The organism is Pseudomonas folii (assembly GCF_014357575.1).
Classification (GTDB): Bacteria; Pseudomonadota; Gammaproteobacteria; order Pseudomonadales; family Pseudomonadaceae; genus Aquipseudomonas; species Aquipseudomonas folii.
In genome coordinates, this window is record NZ_JACONW010000032.1 from 22,819 (window position 1) to 45,343 (window position 22,525).

The 22,525-nt window shown below is 58.5% G+C and carries 18 protein-coding genes; 4 read left to right on the top strand and 14 right to left on the bottom strand.

Features of this window, described 5'->3' with window-relative positions:
• Positions 1 to 99: 99 nt before the first annotated feature.
• Positions 100 to 753, bottom strand: coding sequence for a Pr6Pr family membrane protein (locus H8S59_RS09365; protein WP_187521231.1), 654 nt, complete (start codon positions 751 to 753; stop codon positions 100 to 102).
• Between the two features lie 38 nt (positions 754 to 791).
• On the bottom strand, positions 792 to 1,019 hold the full coding sequence (locus H8S59_RS09370; protein ID WP_027899801.1) for a VF530 family protein: 228 nt from the start codon (positions 1,017 to 1,019) through the stop codon (positions 792 to 794).
• Positions 1,020 to 1,496: 477 nt separating this feature from the next.
• On the opposite strand from H8S59_RS09370, the gene H8S59_RS09375 reads away from it, so the two are divergent.
• Complete coding sequence (locus H8S59_RS09375) at positions 1,497 to 2,879, top strand: carbohydrate porin (protein ID WP_187521232.1); 1,383 nt, start codon at positions 1,497 to 1,499, stop codon at positions 2,877 to 2,879.
• Positions 2,880 to 3,010: 131 nt separating this feature from the next.
• Complete coding sequence (locus H8S59_RS09380) at positions 3,011 to 5,425, top strand: glucose/quinate/shikimate family membrane-bound PQQ-dependent dehydrogenase (protein WP_187521233.1); 2,415 nt, start codon at positions 3,011 to 3,013, stop codon at positions 5,423 to 5,425.
• Positions 5,426 to 5,914: 489 nt separating this feature from the next.
• Here the strand turns inward: H8S59_RS09380 and H8S59_RS09385 are convergent, their stop codons facing one another.
• From H8S59_RS09385 to H8S59_RS09420, 8 genes are all read right to left on the bottom strand, one after another.
• Positions 5,915 to 7,111 carry an ABC transporter substrate-binding protein gene (locus H8S59_RS09385; protein WP_187521234.1) on the bottom strand — a complete coding sequence of 399 codons (1,197 nt, stop codon included), beginning with the start codon at positions 7,109 to 7,111 and terminating at the stop codon, positions 5,915 to 5,917.
• Positions 7,108 to 8,115 carry a CobW family GTP-binding protein gene (locus H8S59_RS09390; protein WP_187521235.1) on the bottom strand — a complete coding sequence of 336 codons (1,008 nt, stop codon included), beginning with the start codon at positions 8,113 to 8,115 and terminating at the stop codon, positions 7,108 to 7,110. Before H8S59_RS09390 ends, H8S59_RS09385 begins: the two co-directional genes overlap by 4 nt.
• The gene (locus H8S59_RS09395; protein WP_095094156.1) at positions 8,112 to 8,411 is read right to left on the bottom strand and encodes a hypothetical protein; all 300 of its coding nucleotides are present in this window, start codon (positions 8,409 to 8,411) and stop codon (positions 8,112 to 8,114) included. Before H8S59_RS09395 ends, H8S59_RS09390 begins: the two co-directional genes overlap by 4 nt.
• Before the next feature lie 21 nt (positions 8,412 to 8,432).
• A complete protein-coding gene (locus H8S59_RS09400; RefSeq protein ID WP_187521236.1) occupies positions 8,433 to 9,182 on the bottom strand; it encodes an SDR family NAD(P)-dependent oxidoreductase in 750 nt (249 codons plus the stop codon).
• A gap of 306 nt (positions 9,183 to 9,488) precedes the next feature.
• Positions 9,489 to 10,250, bottom strand: coding sequence for an SDR family NAD(P)-dependent oxidoreductase (locus tag H8S59_RS09405; protein ID WP_187521237.1), 762 nt, complete (start codon positions 10,248 to 10,250; stop codon positions 9,489 to 9,491).
• 10 nt (positions 10,251 to 10,260) lie between these two features.
• Complete coding sequence (locus tag H8S59_RS09410; RefSeq protein ID WP_087264673.1) at positions 10,261 to 11,601, bottom strand: MFS transporter; 1,341 nt, start codon at positions 11,599 to 11,601, stop codon at positions 10,261 to 10,263.
• 27 nt (positions 11,602 to 11,628) lie between these two features.
• Positions 11,629 to 12,510, bottom strand: coding sequence for a polysaccharide deacetylase family protein (locus tag H8S59_RS09415; RefSeq protein WP_095094153.1), 882 nt, complete (start codon positions 12,508 to 12,510; stop codon positions 11,629 to 11,631).
• A gap of 87 nt (positions 12,511 to 12,597) precedes the next feature.
• A complete protein-coding gene (locus tag H8S59_RS09420) occupies positions 12,598 to 13,971 on the bottom strand; it encodes an amidase (protein ID WP_187521242.1) in 1,374 nt (457 codons plus the stop codon).
• 351 nt (positions 13,972 to 14,322) lie between these two features.
• On the opposite strand from H8S59_RS09420, the gene H8S59_RS09425 reads away from it, so the two are divergent.
• Entirely contained in the window at positions 14,323 to 15,315 is a 993-nt protein-coding gene (locus tag H8S59_RS09425) for a GntR family transcriptional regulator (protein ID WP_187521238.1), read from the top strand.
• A gap of 192 nt (positions 15,316 to 15,507) precedes the next feature.
• Here the strand turns inward: H8S59_RS09425 and H8S59_RS09430 are convergent, their stop codons facing one another.
• From H8S59_RS09430 to H8S59_RS09445, 4 genes are read right to left on the bottom strand one after another with little or no spacing between them, the layout of a single operon-like run.
• Complete coding sequence (locus H8S59_RS09430; protein ID WP_214658263.1) at positions 15,508 to 15,927, bottom strand: group I truncated hemoglobin; 420 nt, start codon at positions 15,925 to 15,927, stop codon at positions 15,508 to 15,510.
• Positions 15,928 to 15,929: 2 nt separating this feature from the next.
• Positions 15,930 to 16,793 (bottom strand): DUF3034 family protein, encoded by an 864-nt coding sequence (locus H8S59_RS09435; protein ID WP_187521239.1) that lies wholly within the window; start codon positions 16,791 to 16,793, stop codon positions 15,930 to 15,932.
• 3 nt (positions 16,794 to 16,796) lie between these two features.
• Positions 16,797 to 19,148 carry a bifunctional diguanylate cyclase/phosphodiesterase gene (locus H8S59_RS09440; protein ID WP_187521240.1) on the bottom strand — a complete coding sequence of 784 codons (2,352 nt, stop codon included), beginning with the start codon at positions 19,146 to 19,148 and terminating at the stop codon, positions 16,797 to 16,799.
• Entirely contained in the window at positions 19,145 to 19,816 is a 672-nt protein-coding gene (locus tag H8S59_RS09445; RefSeq protein ID WP_187521241.1) for a methylamine utilization protein, read from the bottom strand. Before H8S59_RS09445 ends, H8S59_RS09440 begins: the two co-directional genes overlap by 4 nt.
• A 267-nt stretch (positions 19,817 to 20,083) precedes the next feature.
• On the opposite strand from H8S59_RS09445, the gene lon reads away from it, so the two are divergent.
• Positions 20,084 to 22,504, top strand: coding sequence for an endopeptidase La (gene lon / locus H8S59_RS09450; protein ID WP_246475155.1), 2,421 nt, complete (start codon positions 20,084 to 20,086; stop codon positions 22,502 to 22,504).
• Positions 22,505 to 22,525: the final 21 nt, after the last annotated feature.

The window sequence follows — 22,525 nt, forward strand, 5'->3', positions numbered from 1 at the left end:
GCTGATAAACCGCGATCGCAGCCTTCGGCAGCTCCTAAAAGTCCTGTGTTTGCCGCGAAACTGTGCGGTGCGATAGAAACCGGGCCAGCTCCTGCAGACTCAGCGTCTGGCGCTGAATCTGTCCACTCCAAGCAGCACCAGGGCAATCACGATAAAACCGATCAACACCCCTCCCGCATTGGTGAACGCTTGCACATAACCGATGTTGCCGACGTTGATGAAGGGGTACATGTAATCGCCAATCGAGCTGCCACGCAGCAACACGTAGGAAAAGTAGATGACTGGGTAAAGAATCCACAGCAGTACATGCTCAAGCCGCAAGAGGCCCTTGGGTACGTAAAGCCACCAATACAGCAGGAACGCAAGCGGCATGACGTCATGCAGTAATTCGTCAGCAACAAACTGCCAACCTACCGGGTGCCAGAGATGGCGAAGCAATACGTTGTAAGCGAGTCCGACCAGAACAATGCTGGCTGCAATCCCGCTGCACACCACCGGGTGCTGGAAGAAGCGATGCGCGGCCGAGGTTCTGTTACTCAACGCGCAGGTCAGTACGACTGCTACCAGCGTATTGCTCCACACGGTAAAAAAACTGAAGAACCGCACCAGCCCACCTATCAGGCTGGCGTCATCGGCCCAGCGTGCAATGAAAACAAGGTAAAGCTGAATGGCCAGTCCTGACCACCCGAGGCAGGCGGCAATCATCGTGTAACAGCGCTGTCCTTGCGCACTTTTCATGTATTGGAAGTACATCGTTTTTCCTTGGAGCCCAGCCTTGGAACCGGGCGAAATTACCAGCCTTTGCTGCGGTGCAACTTCACGTACAACGCCTCGACCTTCTCCCTGGCCCAAGGCGTCTTGCGCAGAAACGTCAGGCTGGACTTGATGCTTGGGTCGCTCTTGAAGCAGCGAATATCAATGCGCTCAGCCAGGCCTGACCACTCGTAATGCTCAACCAGTGCGTTGAGGATCTGTTCCAGCGTTACGCCGTGCAAAGGGTTGGAGTGGGGTGTATTCATGCAAAACCTTCAAGCTCAATGGAGAGGGGCACTTCCCGGAAGCTGCGCACCTTAGCCGAGCCTTCAGACAGCGGGAAGAGCTTAGCGTGCGAAGTCTTTGTTTTGGCAGTCAGCTTCCGCCTATGAGGAGTGTAGGACGCTTCCGAAAAGCTCCGCTATTTGTCCGAAACACAGCCCCAATAGGGGAATGACGCAGAACCTGTTGGAGCGAGGCTTGCCCGCGAATGGATTGCCTCGATGTTACCGAGATGCCGCGTGATGGGTTCTTCGCGGGCAAGCCACGCTCCAACAGACCGCCCTCAACGCACTATTGCAATCTCCGCAATGATCCATGTCAATTTTATCGCTGTTCACTAACTCGTTAGCCCCCTATCATTACGGACTGCCAGCTGAACCGATTTTGCAACTGCTTTCGCATTGCAAAACCGCGGCATAGCGCCGCATGCCTTTCCTGAATAATTCAAAAGAACGATACCTATGTCTGTCGACCCGAGACGTTTTTTGGCTTTTGCCCTGCCCTTCCCTTCACGCCTTAACTTTGCCGCAAGGCTCTGTGGAATTGCCGTCGCTAGTCTGGCCAGTTGTGCACAGGCTGCACCTGCATTTGACAGTGATTCGCCATGGATGCTGGGAGACTGGGCAGGCAAGCGGACCGAGCTGTCGCAACAGGGCTATGATTTCAAACTCGATTACACCGCAGAGATGGGGTCCAACCTGCACGGCGGTTACAGCCACGACAATGCGGTGCGCTACAGCGATCAATACGCCCTCGGCGCTCATCTCGATCTGCAGAAGATCCTCGGCTGGCAGGATGCCGAATTCCAGTTGACGGTGAACAATCGCAACGGCGACAACATCAGCAATGACCGCGTCAGCGACCCGCGCACTGGCACGCTGTCTTCCTCCCAGGAAGTCTGGGGCCGTGGCAGCGTTACGCGCCTGACGCAGCTGTGGTACCAGCAGAAATTCTTTGATCAGGCCTTGAGCGTCAAGCTCGGCCGATACAATCAGGGCGAGGATTTCGGCAGCTTCCCCTGCGACTTCCAGAATCTCTCGCTCTGCGGCTCTCAGGTCGGCAACTGGGATGGCGGTACGGTGTACAACTGGCCCATCAGCCAGTGGGCAATGCGCATCAAATACCAGATCACTCCGGAGTTTTTCGCCCAGATCGGTGCGTTCGAGCAAAACCCGTCGAATCTGGAAAACGACAACGGCTTCAAACTCAGCGGCAGCGGCACCCAGGGGGCGGTCTTGCCCGTAGAGCTGGTCTGGTCGCCCAAAGTCGATGGTCTGCCGGGTGAATATCGCGCCGGTTATTACTACAGCACCGCCGACAGCCAGGACGTTTACAAAAGCAGTAACGGTCAGTCGGCAGCGCTCACCGACGGCACGTATCGCAGTGCTTCAAGCAAGCACGGCATGTGGTTGAACCTCCTGCAGCAGGTTAGCAGCCGCGACGGCGATCAAAGCCGCGGTTTGAGCGTGTTCGCCAATGGAACGATGCATGACAAGAAGACCAACAAGGTCGACAACTACGTCGCCGTCGGTGCGTTCTACAAAGGCCCGTTCGATGCCCGTCCCAAAGACGATATCGGCCTTGCTGTCTCACGCATTCACGTCAATCCGGCCTACCGCAAGAACGCCGCTGCACTTAATCAGGCCGCGGCTGTTTATGACTACAACGATCCAGCCTTCACGCCCCTGCAGGACACCGAATACAACGCCGAGCTGTATTACGGCGTGCACCTGACCAACTGGCTCACGGTGCGGCCAAATCTGCAGTTCGTGCGCCACCCCGGCGGCGTGGACGAAGTGGACGACGCACTGGTGGCGGGCCTGAAAATTCAGTCGTCCTTCTGACCGACGGCTGATTTCTGCTGTCATTAGTTCGTATCAACAACTAGTTTCAAAGTATTGCAGAGAATTCTTCAGCGAATCCTGCGCGAATAACAAAGCTTCATTACTTAAATCTGTCCTTGGAGATTCACACTATGAGCACTGACGGTGCTTTGAGTAAAAATCGCCTGCTGCCGACATTGCTCGGGCTGGTGATACTGCTGATGGGCCTTGCCCTGTTGGCCTTAGGCGTCGATCTGCTGCAAGTGGGCGGTTCGCCGTATTACTTGCTGGCAGGCATCGGCTTCGCGGTGACGGGCATCTTGCTTGTCACTGGACGCCGAGCGGCGTTCGGCTTGTACGCGCTGATCCTGTTCGCCAGCACCGTCTGGGCATTGTGGGAAGTAGGTCTGGACTGGTGGCAGCTCGTGCCGCGTCTGGCACTGTGGTTTGCCTTGGGCATCGTGATGTTGCTGCCATGGTTCCGCCGCCCGGTCCTGCGTGGTCAGCCAGGCGGTAAAGGCATCGCCGCACTGACCGTTGCGGTAGTGCTGGCAGGCCTTACGGCCCTGGCAAGCCAGTTCACCAACCCTGGTGAGCTCAAAGGCCAGCTGGACCGTGAAACTGCAGGCACCACCAACGCCGCACCCGCCATGCCTGACGGCGACTGGCAGTCCTACGGCCGCACTGCATTCGGTGATCGCTACTCGCCACTGGCGCAGATCACTCCGGCTAACGCCAGCAAGCTGGTGCCTGCCTGGACTTATCGCACTGGCGATATCCCAGGCCCGAACGATCCGGGCGAAACCACGGCCGAGAACACGCCGCTCAAAGTCAACGGCATGCTTTACGTCTGTACGCCGCATAGCCAGGTGATTGCGCTTGATCCGGACACCGGCAAGGAAATCTGGCGCTACGATCCGAAGATCAGCACTCAGAATGCTGCCAACTTCAAAGGCTGGGCACACATGACCTGCCGTGGCGTGTCCTATCACGATGACGCCGCCTATGCCGCAGCGCCAGCGCAAAGCCCGGCAACACCGGCTGTCGCTTCCGCCGGGAGCAATGTTTGCCCGCGTCGCATCTTCCTGCCGACTGCTGACACCCGCCTGATCGCGCTGAACGCCGACACCGGCAAAGTCTGCGAGGATTTCGGCAACAAAGGCGCGGTCGACCTGAGCGCCAACATCGGCACTTTCGCAGCGGGCGGTTACTACTCCACGTCGCCACCTGCTGTGACCAAGGACCTTGTAGTGATCGGCGGCCACGTGACCGACAACGTTTCCACCGACGAGCCGTCGGGCGTGATCCGTGCGTATGACGTTCACACGGGCCGTCTGGTGTGGAACTGGGACAGCGGCAACCCGGATGACACCACGCCTTTGGCTGAAGGCAAGTCCTACACGCGTAACTCGCCCAACATGTGGTCGATGTTCGCCGTCGATGAAAAACTCGGCATGCTTTACCTGCCTATGGGCAACCAGACTCCGGATCAGTGGGGCGGTGACCGTACTCCAGAGTCCGAGCAATTCAGCGCCAGCATCGTGGCTCTGGATATCGCTTCCGGCAAAGTACGCTGGAGCATGCAGCTGACTCACCATGACCTGTGGGACATGGATGTCGGTGGCCAGCCGACGCTGATGGACATGAAAACTGCTGAGGGCATCAAGCCGGCCGTACTGGTTTCGACCAAGCAGGGCAGCATCTATGTGCTGGATCGCAGCACCGGCAAGCCGATCGTACCGATTAATGAAGTACCGGTCCCGGGCGGTGCGGTAGCGGGCGATCACACTTCGCCAACTCAACCTAAATCCGACCTGAACTTCATGCCGCCACCGCTCAAAGAACGCGACATGTGGGGTGTAACGCCATTCGATCAGGCGCTGTGCCGGATCGACTTCAAGTCCTTGCGTTACGATGGCCCGTTCACCCCGCCATCGCTGCAAGGCTCGATTGTTTACCCAGGTAACTTTGGCGTGTTCGATTGGGGCGGCATCTCGGTTGATCCAGTACGCCAGATCGCCTTCGTCAACCCGAGCTACATGGCGTTCCGGTCCAAACTTGTACCTGCCGCAGAGGTTGAAGGCGGTCCTGGCCGCAAGAGCGAAACCGAAGGCGTACAGCCGAACAAAGGCGCGCCCTACGGCGTGATCCTGGAAGCGTTGCTGTCGCCACTGGGTCTGCCTTGCCAGGCACCGGCGTGGGGTTATGTGGCTGCAGTGGATCTGACCAATCATCAGACCATCTGGAAGCACAAAAACGGCACCGTGCGTGACAGCTCGCCGGTTCCGATCCCGTTGAGCATGGGCGTTCCAAGCCTGGGCGGTACGTTCACCACCGCCGGTGGCGTCGCCTTCCTCAGCGGTACGCTTGATCAATACCTGCGTGCTTACGATGTTCGTAACGGCAAGCAACTGTGGGAAGGCCGCTTGCCAGCAGGCGCGCAAACCACGCCGATGACCTACACCGGCAAGGACGGCAAGCAATACGTGCTCGTCGTCGCTGGCGGTCATGGCTCGTTGGGCACCAAGCAAGGCGACTACGTGATGGCGTTCAAACTGCCGGATTGATGGTTCGCTGATGTAATAAAAAAGGCGGCTATCGAAAGATAGCCGCCTTTTTTGTGTCAGATTTTTAAACCTGCCGGACATTGTTGCCTGGCTTATTCCCACAGAGGTTTGGCAGGTGGACCGCGTTATCGTTCTTCGCGGGCAAGCCCGGCTCCTACCGGTTAGTGGCGTGTCCGGTAGGAGGTAACTTGTTCGCGAGAGATTTGGACGCGGTGGTTCGGGCTGACGCCTCGCGAACAAGTTCGCTCCTACCGGTTAGTGACGTGTCCGGTAGGAGGTAACTTGTTGCCGAGAGGGGTGGACGCGGTGGTTCAGGCCTGACGCCTCGCGAACAAGCCCGGCTCCTACAAGGTATGCAGTACCCGTTGGAGCGAGGCTTGCCCGCGAATCAGGCGCGGTGATTTAACGGGTAGACAGCATTGTCCTTATCGCGAGCAAGCCCGGAGCCTAAAAGCACCTCGTTCGAGCAAAGAATCAAGATCCCTGTAGTTACCGCGACCTAACGCCAGCCTTGCTCCCTGCCCGCAAGATATCGCTCCAGCGCCTGACCAGATAATTGTGCTCATCCATCACCGAGTTCCACACCGCAATATGGCCCATGCGCTGTTCATAGGAGCCGCCATCACGTACTTCTCCGGCGTCAATCAAAGGCAGGCCGTCGCTGCCGAGCAGTTGCTCACGGGCAGGCAGCCCCTCGTACCAGTAATCCCATTCTGCCGCGCTCAGGTGATCGCGGCTGCGTGCCGGGTTGCCGATGTAGTAACCCTGGCGTGCCATGACTGCGCCCGGCCAGCCGGACAGCCACCAGTTGAGGTACGCGTAGGCGGCATCGAGTACCGGACCTTTGGCATGACGCGACAGCGACAAACCACCGAACCAGCCGCGATAGCCTTCACGGGGCACCGCAACGCGGTACTTCACGCCAGCTCGATGCAGCCGCACCAGGGTGGGCGACCAGAGGCTTTGGATATCGATGGTCGGGCTGAGCATCAACTCCGCGGCCTCTTCATCATCGGACCAGAACGCGCCGAAATGCCCTTCCTGCTGTTTGCGCACCAAGACATCGGCAAGTACGTCGATTTCCTCGATGCTCATGTTGCCGATGTCTTTGAACTGCGCCAGGCCTGCGCCCTGCACCGCCAGTGCTGCATCCAGCGCACCAATGGCCGCATCGCTTTGCAGGGCGATACGCCCACCCCAGGCTGGATCAAGTAGCCAGCCCCAGCTTTCATGGTCACTGTCCAGCCCGGCGGGCACGCGCTCCGGACGATAGGCAAAACTATCGGCATTGTGTGTTAGCGGCAGCATACTGATGCGCTCGCTCACCGCACTGCCCAGCGTGCCATCATGCTGCACGAACAGACGCTCGCTGGGGACGCTGCCACTGCCGAGCCGATCCGAGGGCCGCAACCGGCCGCGCTTGGGCAAGTCATTGATCTCATGCCAGAGAGCGATGCGCCGGGTATCGATGGGCTGGATGGCACGCGCCGGCCACACAAAGTCGACGTTGTGGAACCACTGATCGTAAAGGTCATAACTGTCGGGCTGCATCACCGCAATGCGTTGCGCGGTCTGCACGTCGTGCACCTGATACACCAGGCAGATACCCAGTTCCTGCTCGGCACGCTCGCGGATTGATTCAAGCAACGTGACCGATGTACCCAGGACGCGCAGCGTGATGGTCATGCTGCCGTCTCGCTGATGGCCGGAGCGAAGCAGCGGGCAAAGACATCAAACGAACGGCGCAACAGCTCAGGGTCAAGGCCGCGCAGGATAAACACCAGCCGCGAGCTGTGATCGTCCCCCGGCCAGGCCGACAGGTGCACGGGTGCATGCAGACAATGCTGCACACCATGAATCACGATAGGCGCTTGGCTGGCATTCACGTTGAGCAGTCCTTTGACTCGAAGGATTCGTTCACCGTGGCATCGTAACATCATCGACAGCCAGACCCCGAAGCCGACCCAGTCCAGTGGCTGCTCGAACCTCAAGCAGCACACTTGCGCATCACCATGCTTTGACGCGGTGGATTGCACGCGATGCAACTGCCAGCGCGCCACCTCCTGGGCTGGCTCTGCATCGAGGACTCCTTCGCCCAGCAATAACTGATCGCCGCTGTGGACCTGCGCGGTATCCATCATGAGCGCAGAGAAATTCAGGGCCTGCAGGTGTGCTCGCAACTCAGTCAGCGTTGGCTCATCCACCAGATCAGTCTTGCTCAGTAACAAACGATCCGCCGCTGCCACTTGCGCCAGCCACTCCGGGTGCAAACGCTCCTGCAAGGTGGCGTGACAGGCATCTACCAGGGTCACAATCAGACCCACATGAAAACGCCCGCGCAGTTGCGGATCGTTGCTCAGGGTCGCGAGGATCGGTGCCGGGTTCGCCAGGCCAGTGGTTTCCAGAATCACGCGACGAAACGGCGGGATCTCGCCCTTGGCGCGCCGGGCAAGCAGGCCCAGCAACGCGTCCTTCAGTTCGCCGCGAATGGAGCAACAGACACAGCCACTGGGCAGCAATACGGTGTCCGGCGCGACTTCCTCCACCAGCAGATGATCGATACCTACGTCGCCGAACTCATTGATCAGCAATGCTGTGTCACCGAGGTTTTCGTCCTGCAACAGTCGTTTGAGCAAGGTGGTCTTGCCGCTGCCGAGGAAGCCGGTAATTACGTTCAACGCAATGCTCATGATGACCTCTGCAAATGATCCAGCACGAGGGGGTCAAGCGGGTCCAGCTGTCGACCGATCAGCAGTTCGGCCTTCTCCAATAGCTGATTGAGACCTGATGCCAGCTCCTGCTTGCCGGTGGCACCAAGCAACAGGTAAGACGAGCCCTGAAAGTCCTCAACCTTGAGGCGAAACGGCGCCACCACTTTATTGATCGCCGCGATACGCCGCAGGCGTTCACGCCGCCGGGGCAATTCACCGCCCAGCGGGTCGCTCCAGTGCACGTCTTCGCCCAGCAGGCCGCACAATCCACACATCAGGTGATCCTCATTTGCTCACTACGGCATCACATCGCCAGAATTCGGCCCCAGCGTCTGGCCGACAAACAGATTGCCGCCTGGCTCACTGGCCAGAAGCACCGCTACCGGCGCGACTTCTTCGGCCATACCGAAACGTCCCAGGGGCAACTCGGCAGCCTTGGCGATTTTCCAGGCGCTGCTGATCCCCGACACCAATGGCGTTTCAATCGGACCAGGCGCGATGGCGTTGACCAGCACGTTGTCCTTGGCCACTTCCAACGCCAGCGACTTGGTAAAGCCGATCACCCCGGCTTTAGCCGCAGCGTAGTGAGTGAGTTCGGCGCCGCCCTTGATACCCAGTTGCGAAGCAACGTTTATGATGCGCCCCCACCCTTGGGCCAGCATGTGCGGCAGTGCTCGCTGACTCGCCACGAATACACTGGTCAGGTCTACACGCAACATGTCGTTCCACATCTCGATGCTCAAATCGACACAGCGCGCCTGGGTGAGCATGCCTGCGTTATTGACCAGAATGTCGATGCCACCGAAGTGCTCGACGCAGGCGTCGACACTGGCTCGCGCGCCTTCGACACTGCCCACATCGGCCACGCACTCGCGCACCTGCGCGCCCAATTGACGGCACTCCTGAGCGACTTTCGCCAGGCTCATCGGATCGCGATCGCCCAACAGCAATTGTGCGCCTTCGACTGCATAGGCGCGGGCGATGGCAGCACCAATCCCGCTGCCTGCGCCCGTGATGACAGCGCGTTTGTTGATCAGTTGTTGCATACACGGGTTCCTTTTTGAAGTGACGCGTCACCCTGTGGGACCGGATTTATCCGGGAAGAGCCCAGCCCGGCCGGCATAAAACCCACGGTGTGACCAAAATCGCCTTCGCGAATGCATTCCCACAGAACCTACGCAGGCCCGTAGGACAGGCCGGGCGGCGCTCCGTTTTAGCCGGAAGGAAGTCGGGGTGTTCGCTAAATTTTCTTTGGCGACATACCGCTCTCCCGGCTAAAGCCGGTCCTACAAGATCAAGAGCACGCTTGCAGGCCAACGTAGAATCTCCCATACCTCATCTGCGCAGCGTCATTACTCAGGCCAGCGCACCGTCAGCCCTCCGTCAATCACAATGCTTTGTCCGGTCAGGTAACTGGCCTCGTCGCTGCACAGGAAACGCACCAGTGAGGCGACTTCATCGGCCCGCCCCACTCGGCCAAGCGGGATAGCTTTGGCTGCCTGAGTGAGACCTTCCGGGCCCAGGGAGTTTTTGCTGTCCAGGGATTGCGGCGTCTCGATCAATCCGGGAATCACCGCATTGCAGCGAATACCCCGGCCAGCCAACTCCACCGCCAATGAACGGCACAGTCCAGGCACGCCGGCCTTGGCGGCGGCGTAGTGAGCATGGTCCTGCCAGCCGTAAACCCCGCCGGCAATAGACGAAATCGCCACCAGCGCGCCGCCCTCGCTCATGTGCCTGACCGCGGCGCGGAAGGTGCGCATCACGCCGGTCAGATCCACATCGAGCATCTCGTTCCAGAGCTCGTCTGTCATTTCCAACAGAGGCGCACGGCGCAGCAGGCCTGCGTTGGCCACGGCGTAATCGATTCGGCCGAAGGCCTTGAACGCCTGATCGGCCAACGCATCCACCGATTGCGTGCGGGTGACGTCCAGTGCCGCCATCAGGCACTCGCCCCCCACTGCTTCCACCAAACGAATGGTTTCCTGAGGATCGTGAGGATCGGCGGGATAAAAACCGCCCATCACTGCCACGCCCTTTTGCGCAAAAGCGACGGCCAGCGCCTGCCCGATGCCGCTGGCGGCACCGGTGATCACTGCAACTTTACGGGTCATGTGCAATTCCTTATTTCACGGTTTCCGGACGTACATGTCGGGCGGCAAACATCAGCGCACCGGAGAGGAAGCAAGGCAGCGCGCCAAAGTACAAGGCGGAGGTCTGCCAGTCGCCACCAGCGCTCAGTACAGACGTGGCGCCGAAACCGGCAATGACCGCGCCGATAGGCCCCATGGCGTGGATGATTGCGCCGCCAGTAGCGCGGATGCTGGTGGGAAAGCTTTCGCTGATGAAGAACAAGGCCGCCGAATAAGGGCCGATCAGGAAAAACAGACCCAGACTGTAAAGGCCGATCACCGTAGGCATGTTGCTCGGGCCGTAGAGCATCGCGGCGAAGGACAGCCCGCCAAGCATCCAACCCAGACCGATGACGTTGCGGCGACCAATCTTGTCGCCCATCCAGCCGTGGCTCAGGTAACCGCAGTAACCCACCAGGTTGGACAACACCAGAATGATCAGCGAGTTTTCGAAGGAAACGTGATGCACACTGACGATCACTGACGTACCGAGCACGCTGAACACCTGAATTGCTGCCCAGTTGAGCAGAATGGCCGCACCAATCACCAGAGTTGCACGGCGCGATGTGCCACGAAACGCCGCGGCGAGACCCGCAGTGCGATGCTCTTCGTAATCCACGCCATAAGTCAGCGCCACGGCTTGAGCCTGGCTCACATCACCGGCTTTACGCAGTTGGGTAATACGCTGATGGATCTGGAACTGCGGACTCTCCTTGAGTTTGCGCGCCAGAATCGCGATGACGATGGCCGGGATCGCCGCAAAAACGAAGCAGCCCTGCCAGCCGATGATAGGCAACAGCACCGCAGTCAGGCCCGCAGCAATCAATGCCCCGACCGGCCAGCCACCCTGCACCAGGCTGTAAATAAAGCCGCGACGTTTAGCCAGACGCGGGTCATCGGAGGCCGCGTAGATTTCACTCAGGTAAGTCGCGTTGACCGTTTCTTCGGCATAGCCCAGACCACCCAGCGAACGGATCAGAATCAACGGCGATTTCCCCCAGGAACCACCGATCGCCGTCAGCGCCGAACAGATTGCCGAACCGCTGACGGTGAAGATAATGCCCATGCGTCGACCCAAGCGATCTACCAACGGCCCGATGGCCAGGGCGACCACTGCAGTCCCCACTGCCACCCAAGTGGCAATCTCGGCTTGCTCGACTTCGCTCCAGGCAAAATGCCGACCGATTTCCGGCAACAACGTGCCGAACAGAATGAAGTCGTACACCGCAAAGACCCACGCGAAGAACGCGATCCAGGTAGCGAATCGCACTTCGTCTGGAGTCAGTTGCTGGGGTTTCCAGCCAGTCAGGTCAAGCTTGTTGTAAATAGACATGAGTGACGCCTCGGACAGGCCAATGAATCAGCGGTTACGTGGGTTACGGCGGATAAAGTCGTCGGCGATTTCGTCGAAGGTGACGAACTTGACGCCCTCATGGCTCTGAATGTGTTCGATCAATCGCTCCAGCATCAACAGCACCTGCGGGCGACCGGAGACGTCCGGGTGGATAGTCATGGTGAACACCGCGTGCTCGTGTTCGCGATAGACCCAGTCGAACTGGTCGCGCCACATTTCTTCCAGATGGCGGGGGTTGACGAAGCCATGGCTGTTGGGGGCTTTCTTGATGAACATCATGGGCGGCAGGTCATCGAGGTACCAGTTGGCCGGAATCTCCACCAGATCGGTTTCTTCACCGCGCACCAAGGGTTTCATCCAGGTGTCGGGATGCTGGCTGTAATCGATCCTGGTCCACTTGTCGCCAACCCGGACGTAGTACGGATGGAAATCGTTGTGCATCAGGCTGTGGTCGTACTTGATGCCTTTTTTGAGCAGCAATTCGTTGGTGACGTTGCTGAATTCCCACCAGGGCGCGACGTAACCGGTCGGACGCTTGCCAGTCATTTGCGTGATCAGGTCGATGGACTTGTCGAGGACGATCTCTTCCTGCTCCGGGGTCATCGCAATCGGGTTTTCGTGGCTGTAACCGTGCACACCGACTTCATGACCGGCATCGACCACAGCCTTCATTTGCTCTGGGAAGGTTTCCATGGAGTGGCCTGGAATGAACCAGGTGGTACGCAAGCCGTAACGCTCGAACAGCTTGAGCAGACGCGGCGCACCCACTTCACCCGCGAACAGGCCACGGGAGATGTCATCCGGAGAATCCTCACCGCCGTAGGAACCCAGCCAGCCCGCTACCGCATCAACATCGACACCAAATGCACACAAGATTTCTTTAGCCATTTTGCTACTCCTGCTTGTTGATCAGACCGGCGCTAACGCATTCAGTACTGGCTGCCGGGGTTCCAGTGCTTTTCTGTTCGAGGTCAATCAGGCCTTGGCCATTGCCGCTTCGACGGCCAGCGCGGCGCGCAGCAAACGCGCGTCTTCCCCCGCTGGTGCGCTGAGCAACAGCCCTGTTGGCAAACCGCGCTCGTCATGGCCGCTGGGCAAGGAAATACCTGGCATGTTCAGCAGGCTGCCGGGCATGGTCAGGCGCAAGGTGGCCAGATTAGTCTGGAAAAACAGCTCGTCGTCCGCCAGCAAAGGCGCCAGCGGCGGGGCCACATGGGCCACGCTCGGGGTCAGGAGAAATGCGCCGTCGAGCTCCAGGCTGATTTGTTCCTGTAATTGCTCACGGGCGCTATAAAGCTTGAGTAGCTGACTGGCGGGCATGTGCCGGGCCGTCTCCAGGCGCATGCGCACCCGAGGATCGAGCTGGCTGGCCGCATCGCTGTCGAGCAGGTTCTGGTGCAAAGCGAACGCCTCAGCAGCGCCCAGCCAGCCGTGCTGTTGAATCAGCTGCAAGGTGGCCTGAAAGGCTGCGCACGGCCGCATCTCGACCAACGCACCGGCTTCATGCAACCGCTCAACCGCCTGCATCAGGTTGTTGCGCACGGCAGGCTCGACACGTTCGTCCTGCAAAACCACCTCATCGACCCAGAAGCGCTGCCCGACCAGGCTGCGCGGTACCTGCGAAGTCGGCTTGTTACGGGCGCGCAGTACATCATCAATAACGATGACGTCACGTACGCTGCGGACCAGCGGACCGACGCTGTCCAGGGTATGGGCCAGGGGAAAAACACCCTCCCGACTGTAACGTCGAGTGGTACTGCGAAATCCTACCAAGCCATTGAAAGCGGCCGGAATGCGGATCGAGCCCGCGGTGTCGGTTCCCATGGCGATAGGCACAATGCCCGCAGCGACGGCGACCGCCGAACCGGAAGACGATCCACCAGCAATGCGAGGTTGATCATCGCTGCAAGGATTGATCGGCGTCCCGAAATGTGGGTTGAGACCCAACCCCGAATAGGCAAACTCACTGAGGTTGGTTTTCCCCAGACTGACCATGCCCGCCCGCGCCAGAAGGCCAGCGGTGGGTGCATCCAGCAGCGCAGCCCCAAGGTTGTTACGCACCGCGGCACCGGCGCTGGTGACGGTGCCAGCGACATCAAACAAGTCTTTCCAGGCAACGGGTATTCCATCGAAGGGGCTTAGAGGCTGCCCCGCCTGCCAACGAGCCGCAGATGCCTGGGCTTCACGGCGAGCACGCTCGACGCTCAGGGAGATAAATACGTGATCAGTGCCCTGGGCCTGTTGCAAGGCCAGTTCGAGTGCCTGCACCGGATCATTGCGACCCGAAGCATATTCTTCGGCCATTGCACTGGCATCCATCGCCCTGCCTTGGCTAGCACTGTTGATCATCGGCATGTCAGACCCATAAAATGTACTAATTAATAAAATGTACATTTAAATGAGGCAGAATCCATGCCAAATATGGGTCAGCTTTCCAGAGTTGTTAGGGCGGAAACTCCCCAAACCAACGCAAACGACTACGCCAGAGCTCTTGCAATGCTATGGATGACTGAATATTTGAGCGAGCACTTCGACAAAACGTATCTTCATCGCAAAAAATGTACTTTTTATAAAAGATACGTTTAGGTGCACATTGGTAACAGTGAGCCCCATGAATGTGCATCGCACGTAGCCCGAGGTGACAAATGGACTTATGTGCGAGAATCCGCCGTCGATCATTTAGAGAAACTCAGGAAACCGATGTCAGGAGACGATTCGCGCACGGCTTCACGCTATGCCACGATCCGGCAGGTGTTACGCGACGCCATTGTCAGCGGGGCGGCGAGCACAGGCCTGGTACTGCTTGAAGCACCGCTTGCCGACCTTTTCGGCACCAGCCGAGTGCCGGTGCGCAAGGCGCTCAACCTGCTGCATGACGAGGGGCTGATCTGTCGGTTTGATGGCCGCGGGTATCTGGTCAATCCGGAAGGCAGGGAGGTTGAGCCACTGCGCCTGACCCTCAGTCATAAACAGTTTGGCCTGGACAGCAGTGAAGAGCTGGTGGACACCCGCCCGCTGGGCGAACGCATTTACGATGAAATCAGCGCGGCGCTTTCAAGCTGCATGGCCTTCGGGCATTACCGGCTGGACGAAAAAAGCGCCGCGCAGCATTACGGCGTCAGCCGCGCCGTGGTGCGTGAGGCGCTGATGCGTTTGCGTGATCGCGGGCTGGTGGAAAAGGAACCCTACTCGCAATGGCTGGCCGGCCCGCTGACAGCGCGCGAAGTGACTGAAGACTACGAGTTGCGTGCCTGCCTGGAGCCCGAGGCCTTGCGCCAGACAGCTCCGGGCCTGAGCCGCGAAACGCTGGAAGCCATGCTTGAGCGGGTCGTCCGGGCGCAAAACGCCGAACACTGCAGCCTTGAAGATATCGAGCGCATAGAGGAAGACCTGCACCAGCATTGCCTGGCCGACCTGCAGAATCGCAAGATCGCCACGCTGATTCGCCAGGGGCAGAGTCCGATGATTATCAGCCGGATCTTCTACCGGTTACTGGGCATCGGTGCCGACGAGGCGATGCTGGCTGAACATCGCCTGATCATTGAACTGCTGCTGCATGGCGCATTTGACGCCGCAGCCCTGAACCTCAAGGAACACCTGCAACGCGCCCGGCAGCGCATGCTGCAACGCCTGAAAGTACTGTCGGTATTGCCGGAACAGGAAGTGCCAGGGTATTTGACGCGGTTGAGTTGAGTTCAGTAAGCCGAGCGCTGACCCCTTGTGGGAGGTTTTACGTTTGCCTGCAAGCTTGATCTTGATCACGTAGGACTGGCTTTAGCCGGGAGAGCGGTATTTCTGCCGAAAGATATCCTGCGAATGTTCTTACGCCTTCCCGGCTAAAGCCGGTTCTACGGGGTTGTGTAGCTCTGGTCGAAGCGGGGCCCACTACTTCTCGATCACTTCCCCGCGCATCGGCGCAAGCCGGGCTATCAATCGATTCTGGTTTGGCACCGAAATACCTTCGGCGTCCATGGCCTTGATCAGATCTTCAACCAGCGCATTGAAATCACTGCGTGTCAGGTTCTGGCCCTTGTGGGACTCAGCCATGGTGTCACCGGTGTACTTACACGGGCCACCCGCTTCAACACACAACTGCTCAACCAGCTTGTCGCGCAAACGTACGATATCGATTTTCTTGAAGTGCTCGCCGATGCGCTCATCTTTTACTGCAATGATGAGCATGCCTTCAACAATGCGCTGAATCCCGGCGCGCTGTCCAAGGCCTTGATAAAGACTGTCGTCCTTGAGCGGTTGCTGGGCGCAGCCAGCCAGCAGCACAATCAGAAAAAAGCCGAGCAAGCGCATGATCAGAAACTCCCCTGAATGGACAGATAAGCTCCGTTCTGGTTTTCCAGCGTCGCGATTTCACCCAGCTTCGCGTAAGCCAGTACCACGGAGAGATGTTTGTTAGGGAAGTAACCCACGAACAGGTCAGCCCAATCACTCTCACCGGCGAACGAAAGATTGTCCGGCTTCTCGCGATATTCCACACCAACCGCCCAGCGCGGGTTGAGTAGCACGGCGACCGAACCTTCCTTGAGCACGCTGCGTGTATCGCGACGATCACCGCCGAAACCCAGCAGACCGGTTTCGTTGGCGCGGCTGTAGCGCACGCCACCGTTGACCACGAGGTTGTAGCCGAACGCAGCCCCCATGAACAAGCGGCTGGCGGTCAGGTAGCCCTCGACATCAGAATCGCGTTTCGCGCCGATAAGGCTGGGGATCAGGAAATCATTCTGGTGCTTGTATTCGATGCCCAGCGAAACCTGCGGCAGGGTGTCGTAGATCAGGTCGCCGAACAGACGCACTTTCAGGCCGAAAATATCCTGCGTCAGATTGTCTTCCGGCAAGCTCAGATCCTTCTGCAACGTGCCCAGGTCGAAGCGCTGGTGAGCGTAGGACAGTTCGACGCGGTTGCCGTAAGCCACCGACATACCGGCCACATCCAGGGTGTAGTCCGGCAGGTCGACATGGGTTGCGAAAACGCTGGAGCCCCATTCGCCCTGCTCGCCATAGCCGGTCAGCACGGCCCATGGAGTAATCCCGCCGCCTGCTGCACCCTCAATGCTCGACGCCCCGCCTGTGGCAATCAAACGCCCGTTGTCAGCCTCTGCCAATTGCGTAAAAGCGCACAACGCACACCCCAGGACGATCGAAAATTTATTATTCATCACTCAATTAACCATAAGGCCAGGGGAAGACAAGGACTTGGCCATCCAGGCTTCGAAGGCAACTGCAGGCAACGGACGGCTGATCAGGTAGCCCTGAGCCGTGTCGCAGTGCCAACGCTCCAGTAACTTGAGACTGTGTTCGTATTCGACGCCCTCAGCGACCACCTTGAGCCCCAGGTTGTGGCTCATCTCGATAGTGGAACGCACGATCACCGCGTCCTCACTGGTTTCATCCAGGTTGCGAACGAATGACTGGTCGATTTTCAGCTCTTGCACAGGCATACGCTTCAGATGTGCCAGCGATGAATAGCCAGTTCCGAAATCATCCACCGACAGGCTGATACCAAGAGCGCGCAAGCGGTTAAGGACAACCAATGCCTGAGTGGGCTCGCGCATGATGGCGCTTTCGGTAATTTCGAAAATGAGTTGTTCCGCTGGCACGCCGTATAACTTGAGCAGTTTCACGACTCGGTCCACGAGTTGGTCACCGTGCAGGTCATCGGCAGAGATATTGACCGACACCTGCAAGTGCAGGCCTCGCCTGCTCCATTCTGCCAACTGGCGCATGCACTCTTCGATGACCCAGTTGGTCAGCAACTGAATGCTACCCGTGCGCTCGGCCAGCACGATGAACTCGGCAGGCGAAACATTACCGAAATGCGGATGTGTCCAGCGCAACAAGGCTTCTGCCTGATGCACTGTCCCTTGGCGAATGTCCAGCTTGGGCTGGTAATGCAGCAACAGTTCGCCTTTTTTCGCGGCATGACGCAGGTCACGAATCAGGCTGATCTGACGCTGGTGGGCAAGATCACGGCCGTCCTGATAGACCTGCAAGCGGCCTGGCAGATTCGCGGCATCCTGACGTGCGATGGCGGCTCGTTTAAGCAGTTCTTCAGAAGAATCGCCATGCTCCGGATAGCTGGCAATACCGATACTGCACTCCAGCGTTACGTCATGGTTATCCACATGCTGAGGCTGGCCCAGCAAGCGTTGCAGCTGGTCTGCTCGCCCCACCGCGCCATCACTGCCAGTCTGGTCCAGCAACAGCAGAAATTCATTGGCAGTCAGCCGCGCAAGGGTGTCGCCCGGCTGCAAGGTCTCCTGCAAGCGCTTGCCAATCTGCTGGAGCAGTTGATCAACACCGGCGGAACCACACGCATCACTGATCTCCAGATAGTTATCGATACTCAAATACAGCAAGGTCATGGCACGTTGCGCGGCGATGGAGCTGCTCAGGCGCTCCATGGCAAGTGCCCGATTGGGCAAACCGGTCAACGGGTCATGCAGCGCATTGTGAGCCAGCTGATCTTCTCGAACTGCAATGCCTTGCTGCATCGTGTTGATAGCAACGGCCAACTGACCCAGTTCATCGCTGCGCGCCAGTGTTACGGGTGTCTTGTAATCACCCTCGCCAATACGTTTGGCTGCCTCGGCCAACGCCTGCACCGGCTGTGAAACACTGCGCGCCAGGCCCAGGGTGCCGATCAGCGAAGCCAGCAGCGCGACAATGGAAATCCAGAAGATTTTTTCGTCCAGCGGCGCGAACGCCAGCATGGCTTTATCCATCGGGCTTTGCAGCAGCGCGAACACTTGCTCCTGAGTCCCGTCGATGCTGTCCAGTACCATCGTCTGACTCAGGAAACTCAGGCCACTATGCTCGGTGGTGTGCATACGGTCTTCAGCAGGGTTGAGCATCAGCGCTATCAGGCTGTCATCCAGCTCTGCCGGTTGCGTGCTGATCAAGTGTCCAGGCTTACCGTTCTCAACGGTAAGGAACGAAACTTCCAGGCCACTGAGCGAGTGCAGAGACTGGGCAAGCTCGGCGTCCATGCTGAACCCCATGACCACCCGGCCGATGGGCAGTGGCGCAAGGACAGTGCTTTCGACAAGGAGATGCGGCACCCCGCCGCCCGGGACTATCACCGTTGACTGACCTTTACGACGAGCATCGCGCAAGGTCTGGTCAAACGGGAATTTGCTGCCCTCAACAATTCCCGGCATGGTGCTAGCTATGACAGTGCCGTCCATGCCCAGCAGGAACATGTCGTTGGCATTGATCCGGCTGCCGTGATTGAGCAACACGGAGCGAATAGTCGATGCATCAGAACTGGCGACCGCATCGCGAAAGCCGAAGTCAGCCGAGACCAGTTGCACGCCGTCACGCAGACGCTTGCCACGCATGTCCATGACATCGGCAAACACACGCGTACCCACTTCCAGCTGGGTCTGGGCCTGGGATCTGACAGCATCCCCCGTTGCCGCTTTGACGGCGAGAAACACCGCGATGACTACAACCAGCAGCAATGCGATAAGTACGCAGGCAATTCGCGCCTGAAAACTGGTGCGCAGGTTCATGGGTGAGCCGCTTTATGGAAGGCATCACCAAAGGCGTCAGGGGCAGCCCCGGCGGGTTTATCGTCAGCACTGGGCTCTACTTCCAGCTTGAAATCCTTGCTCAGCCCCGCCGCAGGAACATCAAACTCTCCACCGCTGGAGGGCTGCATATCGGGGGTCTTCGGGTGCCATACCGTTGCCGAATAATGCCCGGCGGGCATGTCGTCGAATTTGATCACGCCGTTGGCGTCGCTGACCGCGAACCAGGGTTGGTCGGTGACGAAGATATAACCCACCATCCAGTCATGAATGTTGCAGCCCAATACCACTACGCCTGGCTTGTCGAACAACAGCGGCTCGGACGGCGTGCCACCGTAAAGACGCAGTTCAAAACGCTTGGCCGGAGAAAAGGAATAAACCTGATGACGGATGTTGTCGCTGTTGGGGAATTTGACTTCAGTGTTGCTGTGCACAGCCAGGACACGCGGCACAAACTCCTGATCACGCTGGTCCATGTCGGCCTTGAGCACAACAGCACTCTTGCCCGGTGGCCCTTGCAGGGTCAGGACAGCGTTTGGCAGGGGCTTGCCATCTTGATCGACGACACGAGCAGTCAGCGTGGCCGCCGGAGCAGCCACTGCGAAAGCCCAACAGCCGATCAAGACAAACAACGAAGCAAATTTATTCATAAGCTGAATCCACATCGGCAAAGCCGGATAAAACAACGCCAGCCTTGGCAATGAAGGGTCTCACTCGCAGAGTAGCTGCGGTCAGACAGAAGATCACGTATCGACGACAGGCATTTTGCCATTATCGATTTAATAATCGACGAAAGGTAGTTACGGTGCCCTGAATGGCTTGTTTTTCCTTCCTCTCAATAGGCTATCGACAGAACCCATTGAAACCTGAGCGCGACTGCCCCATCTAAGCACCATGTTCAATTGTGCAGGTGCCCCATGAGCGACCAGCAAGCAGACTCACAAGATTTGCCAGACGACGTAGAAGCAGCGCTGGAAGGAACGCTTAATTCAAGCGGCACGACGCTCGCTTTGCCTGGGCAGAACCTGCCGGACAAGGTCTATATCATCCCGATTCACAACCGCCCTTTCTTCCCGGCGCAGGTATTGCCGGTGATCGTCAACGAAGAGCCCTGGGCTGAAACCCTGGAGCTGGTCAGCAAGTCCGACCACCACTCCCTGGCGCTGTTCTTCATGGACACGCCTCCTGAAGACCCCCGGCATTTCAACACCGGCGCCCTGCCGGAGTACGGCACACTGGTCAAGGTCCACCACGCCAGCCGTGAAAACGGCAAACTGCAATTCGTCGCCCAGGGCCTGAGCCGGGTCCGGATCAAGACCTGGCTAAAGCATCATCGCCCGCCGTACCTGGTGGAAGTCGAATACCCGCATCAGCCCAATGAGCCGACTGACGAGGTCAAGGCTTACGGCATGGCCTTGATCAACGCCATCAAGGAGTTGCTGCCGCTCAACCCGCTGTACAGCGAAGAGCTGAAAAACTACCTCAACCGCTTCAGCCCCAACGATCCGTCCCCGCTGACTGACTTCGCCGCAGCCCTGACTTCAGCGACCGGTGTCGAGTTGCAGCAGGTCCTCGACTGCGTGCCGATGCTTAAACGCATGGAAAAAGTCTTGCCCATGCTGCGCAAGGAAGTCGAAGTCGCGCGTCTGCAAAAGGAAATCTCCGCTGAGGTAAACCGCAAGATCGGTGAGCACCAGCGCGAGTTCTTCCTCAAGGAGCAGCTCAAGGTCATCCAGCAGGAGCTGGGCCTGAGTAAAGACGACCGCAGCGCCGACATCGAACAGTTCGAAGCCCGTCTGGAAGGCAAAACCTTGCCAGCCCAGGCGCGCAAGCGTTTCGATGAAGAAATCAACAAACTGAAAGTGCTGGAAACCGGTTCCCCGGAATATGCGGTCACCCGTAACTATCTGGACTGGGCCAGCTCCGTGCCTTGGGGAGTCTTTGGCAAAGACAAACTGGATCTCAAGCACGCCCGTAAAGTGCTGGACCAACATCATGCAGGTCTGGACGACATCAAGACCCGGATCCTCGAATTCCTCGCGGTAGGAGCCTATAAAGGCGAGATCAGTGGTTCGATCGTCTTGCTGGTTGGCCCGCCGGGCGTCGGCAAGACCAGTGTCGGCCGCTCGATTGCCGAATCCCTCGGTCGGCCGTTCTATCGCTTCAGTGTTGGCGGCATGCGCGACGAGGCGGAGATCAAAGGCCACCGCCGCACCTACATTGGCGCTCAACCCGGCAAGCTGGTGCAGGCGCTCAAGGATATGGAAGTCATGAACCCGGTCATCATGCTCGATGAAATCGACAAGATGGGCCAGAGCTTCCAGGGCGACCCGGCCTCAGCACTGCTGGAAACCCTCGATCCGGAGCAGAACGTCGAATTCCTCGATCATTACCTGGATTTGCGTCTGGACCTGTCGAAAGTGCTGTTCGTCTGCACCGCCAATACCCTGGACTCGATCCCCGGCCCGCTGCTGGACCGGATGGAAGTGATTCGCCTGTCGGGTTACATCACCGAAGAAAAAATGGCCATCGCCAAACGCCATCTGTGGCCCAAGCAACTGGAAAAAGCGGGCGTGTCCAAGGGCAGCCTGAGCATCAGCGACACGGCGTTGCGCTCGATCATTGAAGGTTATGCGCGAGAGGCCGGCGTACGACAGTTGGAGAAACAGCTGAGCAAAGTCGTGCGCAAGGCGGTGGTGAAGTTGATCGACGCGCCCAAGTCGACCATCAAGGTTGGCCCGAAAGATCTGGAAGCCTCGCTGGGCATGCCGGTCTTTCGTAACGAGCAAATACTGGCGGGCACCGGCGTTATCACCGGTCTGGCCTGGACTAGCATGGGCGGCGCGACCCTGCCGATTGAAGCAACGCGGATTCACACACTCAACCGTGGTTTCAAACTCACGGGGCAGTTGGGTGACGTGATGAAAGAGTCGGCAGAAATCGCTTACAGCTACGTCAGCTCGAACCTCAAGCAATTCGGCGGCGATCCGACTTTCTTCGACGAAGCGTTCGTGCATTTGCACGTTCCTGAAGGCGCTACGCCAAAAGATGGCCCGAGTGCAGGTGTGACCATGGCCAGCGCCCTGCTGTCTCTGGCCCGCAACCAAGCACCGAAGAAAGGCGTGGCGATGACTGGCGAACTGACGCTGACCGGACATGTACTGCCGATTGGCGGCGTGCGAGAAAAAGTCATCGCGGCGCGTCGACAGAAGATCAATGAACTGATCCTGCCGGAGCCTAACCGGGGTAACTTCGAGGAGCTGCCGGACTATCTGAAGGAAGGAATTACCGTGCACTTCGCCAAGCGCTTTGCTGATGTGGCGAAGGTGTTGTTTTAACAGGTGATGATTTTCTTGTGG

What these genes read in the sequence shown, in the direction of transcription:
- H8S59_RS09365 (WP_187521231.1), bottom strand. Translation starts at nt 753, where the DNA reads ATGTACTTCCAATACATGAAAAGTGCGCAAGGACAGCGCTGTTACACG.
- H8S59_RS09370 (WP_027899801.1), bottom strand. Translation starts at nt 1,019, where the DNA reads ATGAATACACCCCACTCCAACCCTTTGCACGGCGTAACGCTGGAACAG.
- H8S59_RS09375 (WP_187521232.1), top strand. Translation starts at nt 1,497, where the DNA reads ATGTCTGTCGACCCGAGACGTTTTTTGGCTTTTGCCCTGCCCTTCCCT.
- H8S59_RS09380 (WP_187521233.1), top strand. Translation starts at nt 3,011, where the DNA reads ATGAGCACTGACGGTGCTTTGAGTAAAAATCGCCTGCTGCCGACATTG.
- H8S59_RS09385 (WP_187521234.1), bottom strand. Translation starts at nt 7,111, where the DNA reads ATGACCATCACGCTGCGCGTCCTGGGTACATCGGTCACGTTGCTTGAA.
- H8S59_RS09390 (WP_187521235.1), bottom strand. Translation starts at nt 8,115, where the DNA reads ATGAGCATTGCGTTGAACGTAATTACCGGCTTCCTCGGCAGCGGCAAG.
- H8S59_RS09395 (WP_095094156.1), bottom strand. Translation starts at nt 8,411, where the DNA reads ATGTGTGGATTGTGCGGCCTGCTGGGCGAAGACGTGCACTGGAGCGAC.
- H8S59_RS09400 (WP_187521236.1), bottom strand. Translation starts at nt 9,182, where the DNA reads ATGCAACAACTGATCAACAAACGCGCTGTCATCACGGGCGCAGGCAGC.
- H8S59_RS09405 (WP_187521237.1), bottom strand. Translation starts at nt 10,250, where the DNA reads ATGACCCGTAAAGTTGCAGTGATCACCGGTGCCGCCAGCGGCATCGGG.
- H8S59_RS09410 (WP_087264673.1), bottom strand. Translation starts at nt 11,601, where the DNA reads ATGTCTATTTACAACAAGCTTGACCTGACTGGCTGGAAACCCCAGCAA.
- H8S59_RS09415 (WP_095094153.1), bottom strand. Translation starts at nt 12,510, where the DNA reads ATGGCTAAAGAAATCTTGTGTGCATTTGGTGTCGATGTTGATGCGGTA.
- H8S59_RS09420 (WP_187521242.1), bottom strand. Translation starts at nt 13,971, where the DNA reads ATGATCAACAGTGCTAGCCAAGGCAGGGCGATGGATGCCAGTGCAATG.
- H8S59_RS09425 (WP_187521238.1), top strand. Translation starts at nt 14,323, where the DNA reads ATGTCAGGAGACGATTCGCGCACGGCTTCACGCTATGCCACGATCCGG.
- H8S59_RS09430 (WP_214658263.1), bottom strand. Translation starts at nt 15,927, where the DNA reads ATGCGCTTGCTCGGCTTTTTTCTGATTGTGCTGCTGGCTGGCTGCGCC.
- H8S59_RS09435 (WP_187521239.1), bottom strand. Translation starts at nt 16,793, where the DNA reads ATGAATAATAAATTTTCGATCGTCCTGGGGTGTGCGTTGTGCGCTTTT.
- H8S59_RS09440 (WP_187521240.1), bottom strand. Translation starts at nt 19,148, where the DNA reads ATGAACCTGCGCACCAGTTTTCAGGCGCGAATTGCCTGCGTACTTATC.
- H8S59_RS09445 (WP_187521241.1), bottom strand. Translation starts at nt 19,816, where the DNA reads ATGAATAAATTTGCTTCGTTGTTTGTCTTGATCGGCTGTTGGGCTTTC.
- lon (WP_246475155.1), top strand. Translation starts at nt 20,084, where the DNA reads ATGAGCGACCAGCAAGCAGACTCACAAGATTTGCCAGACGACGTAGAA.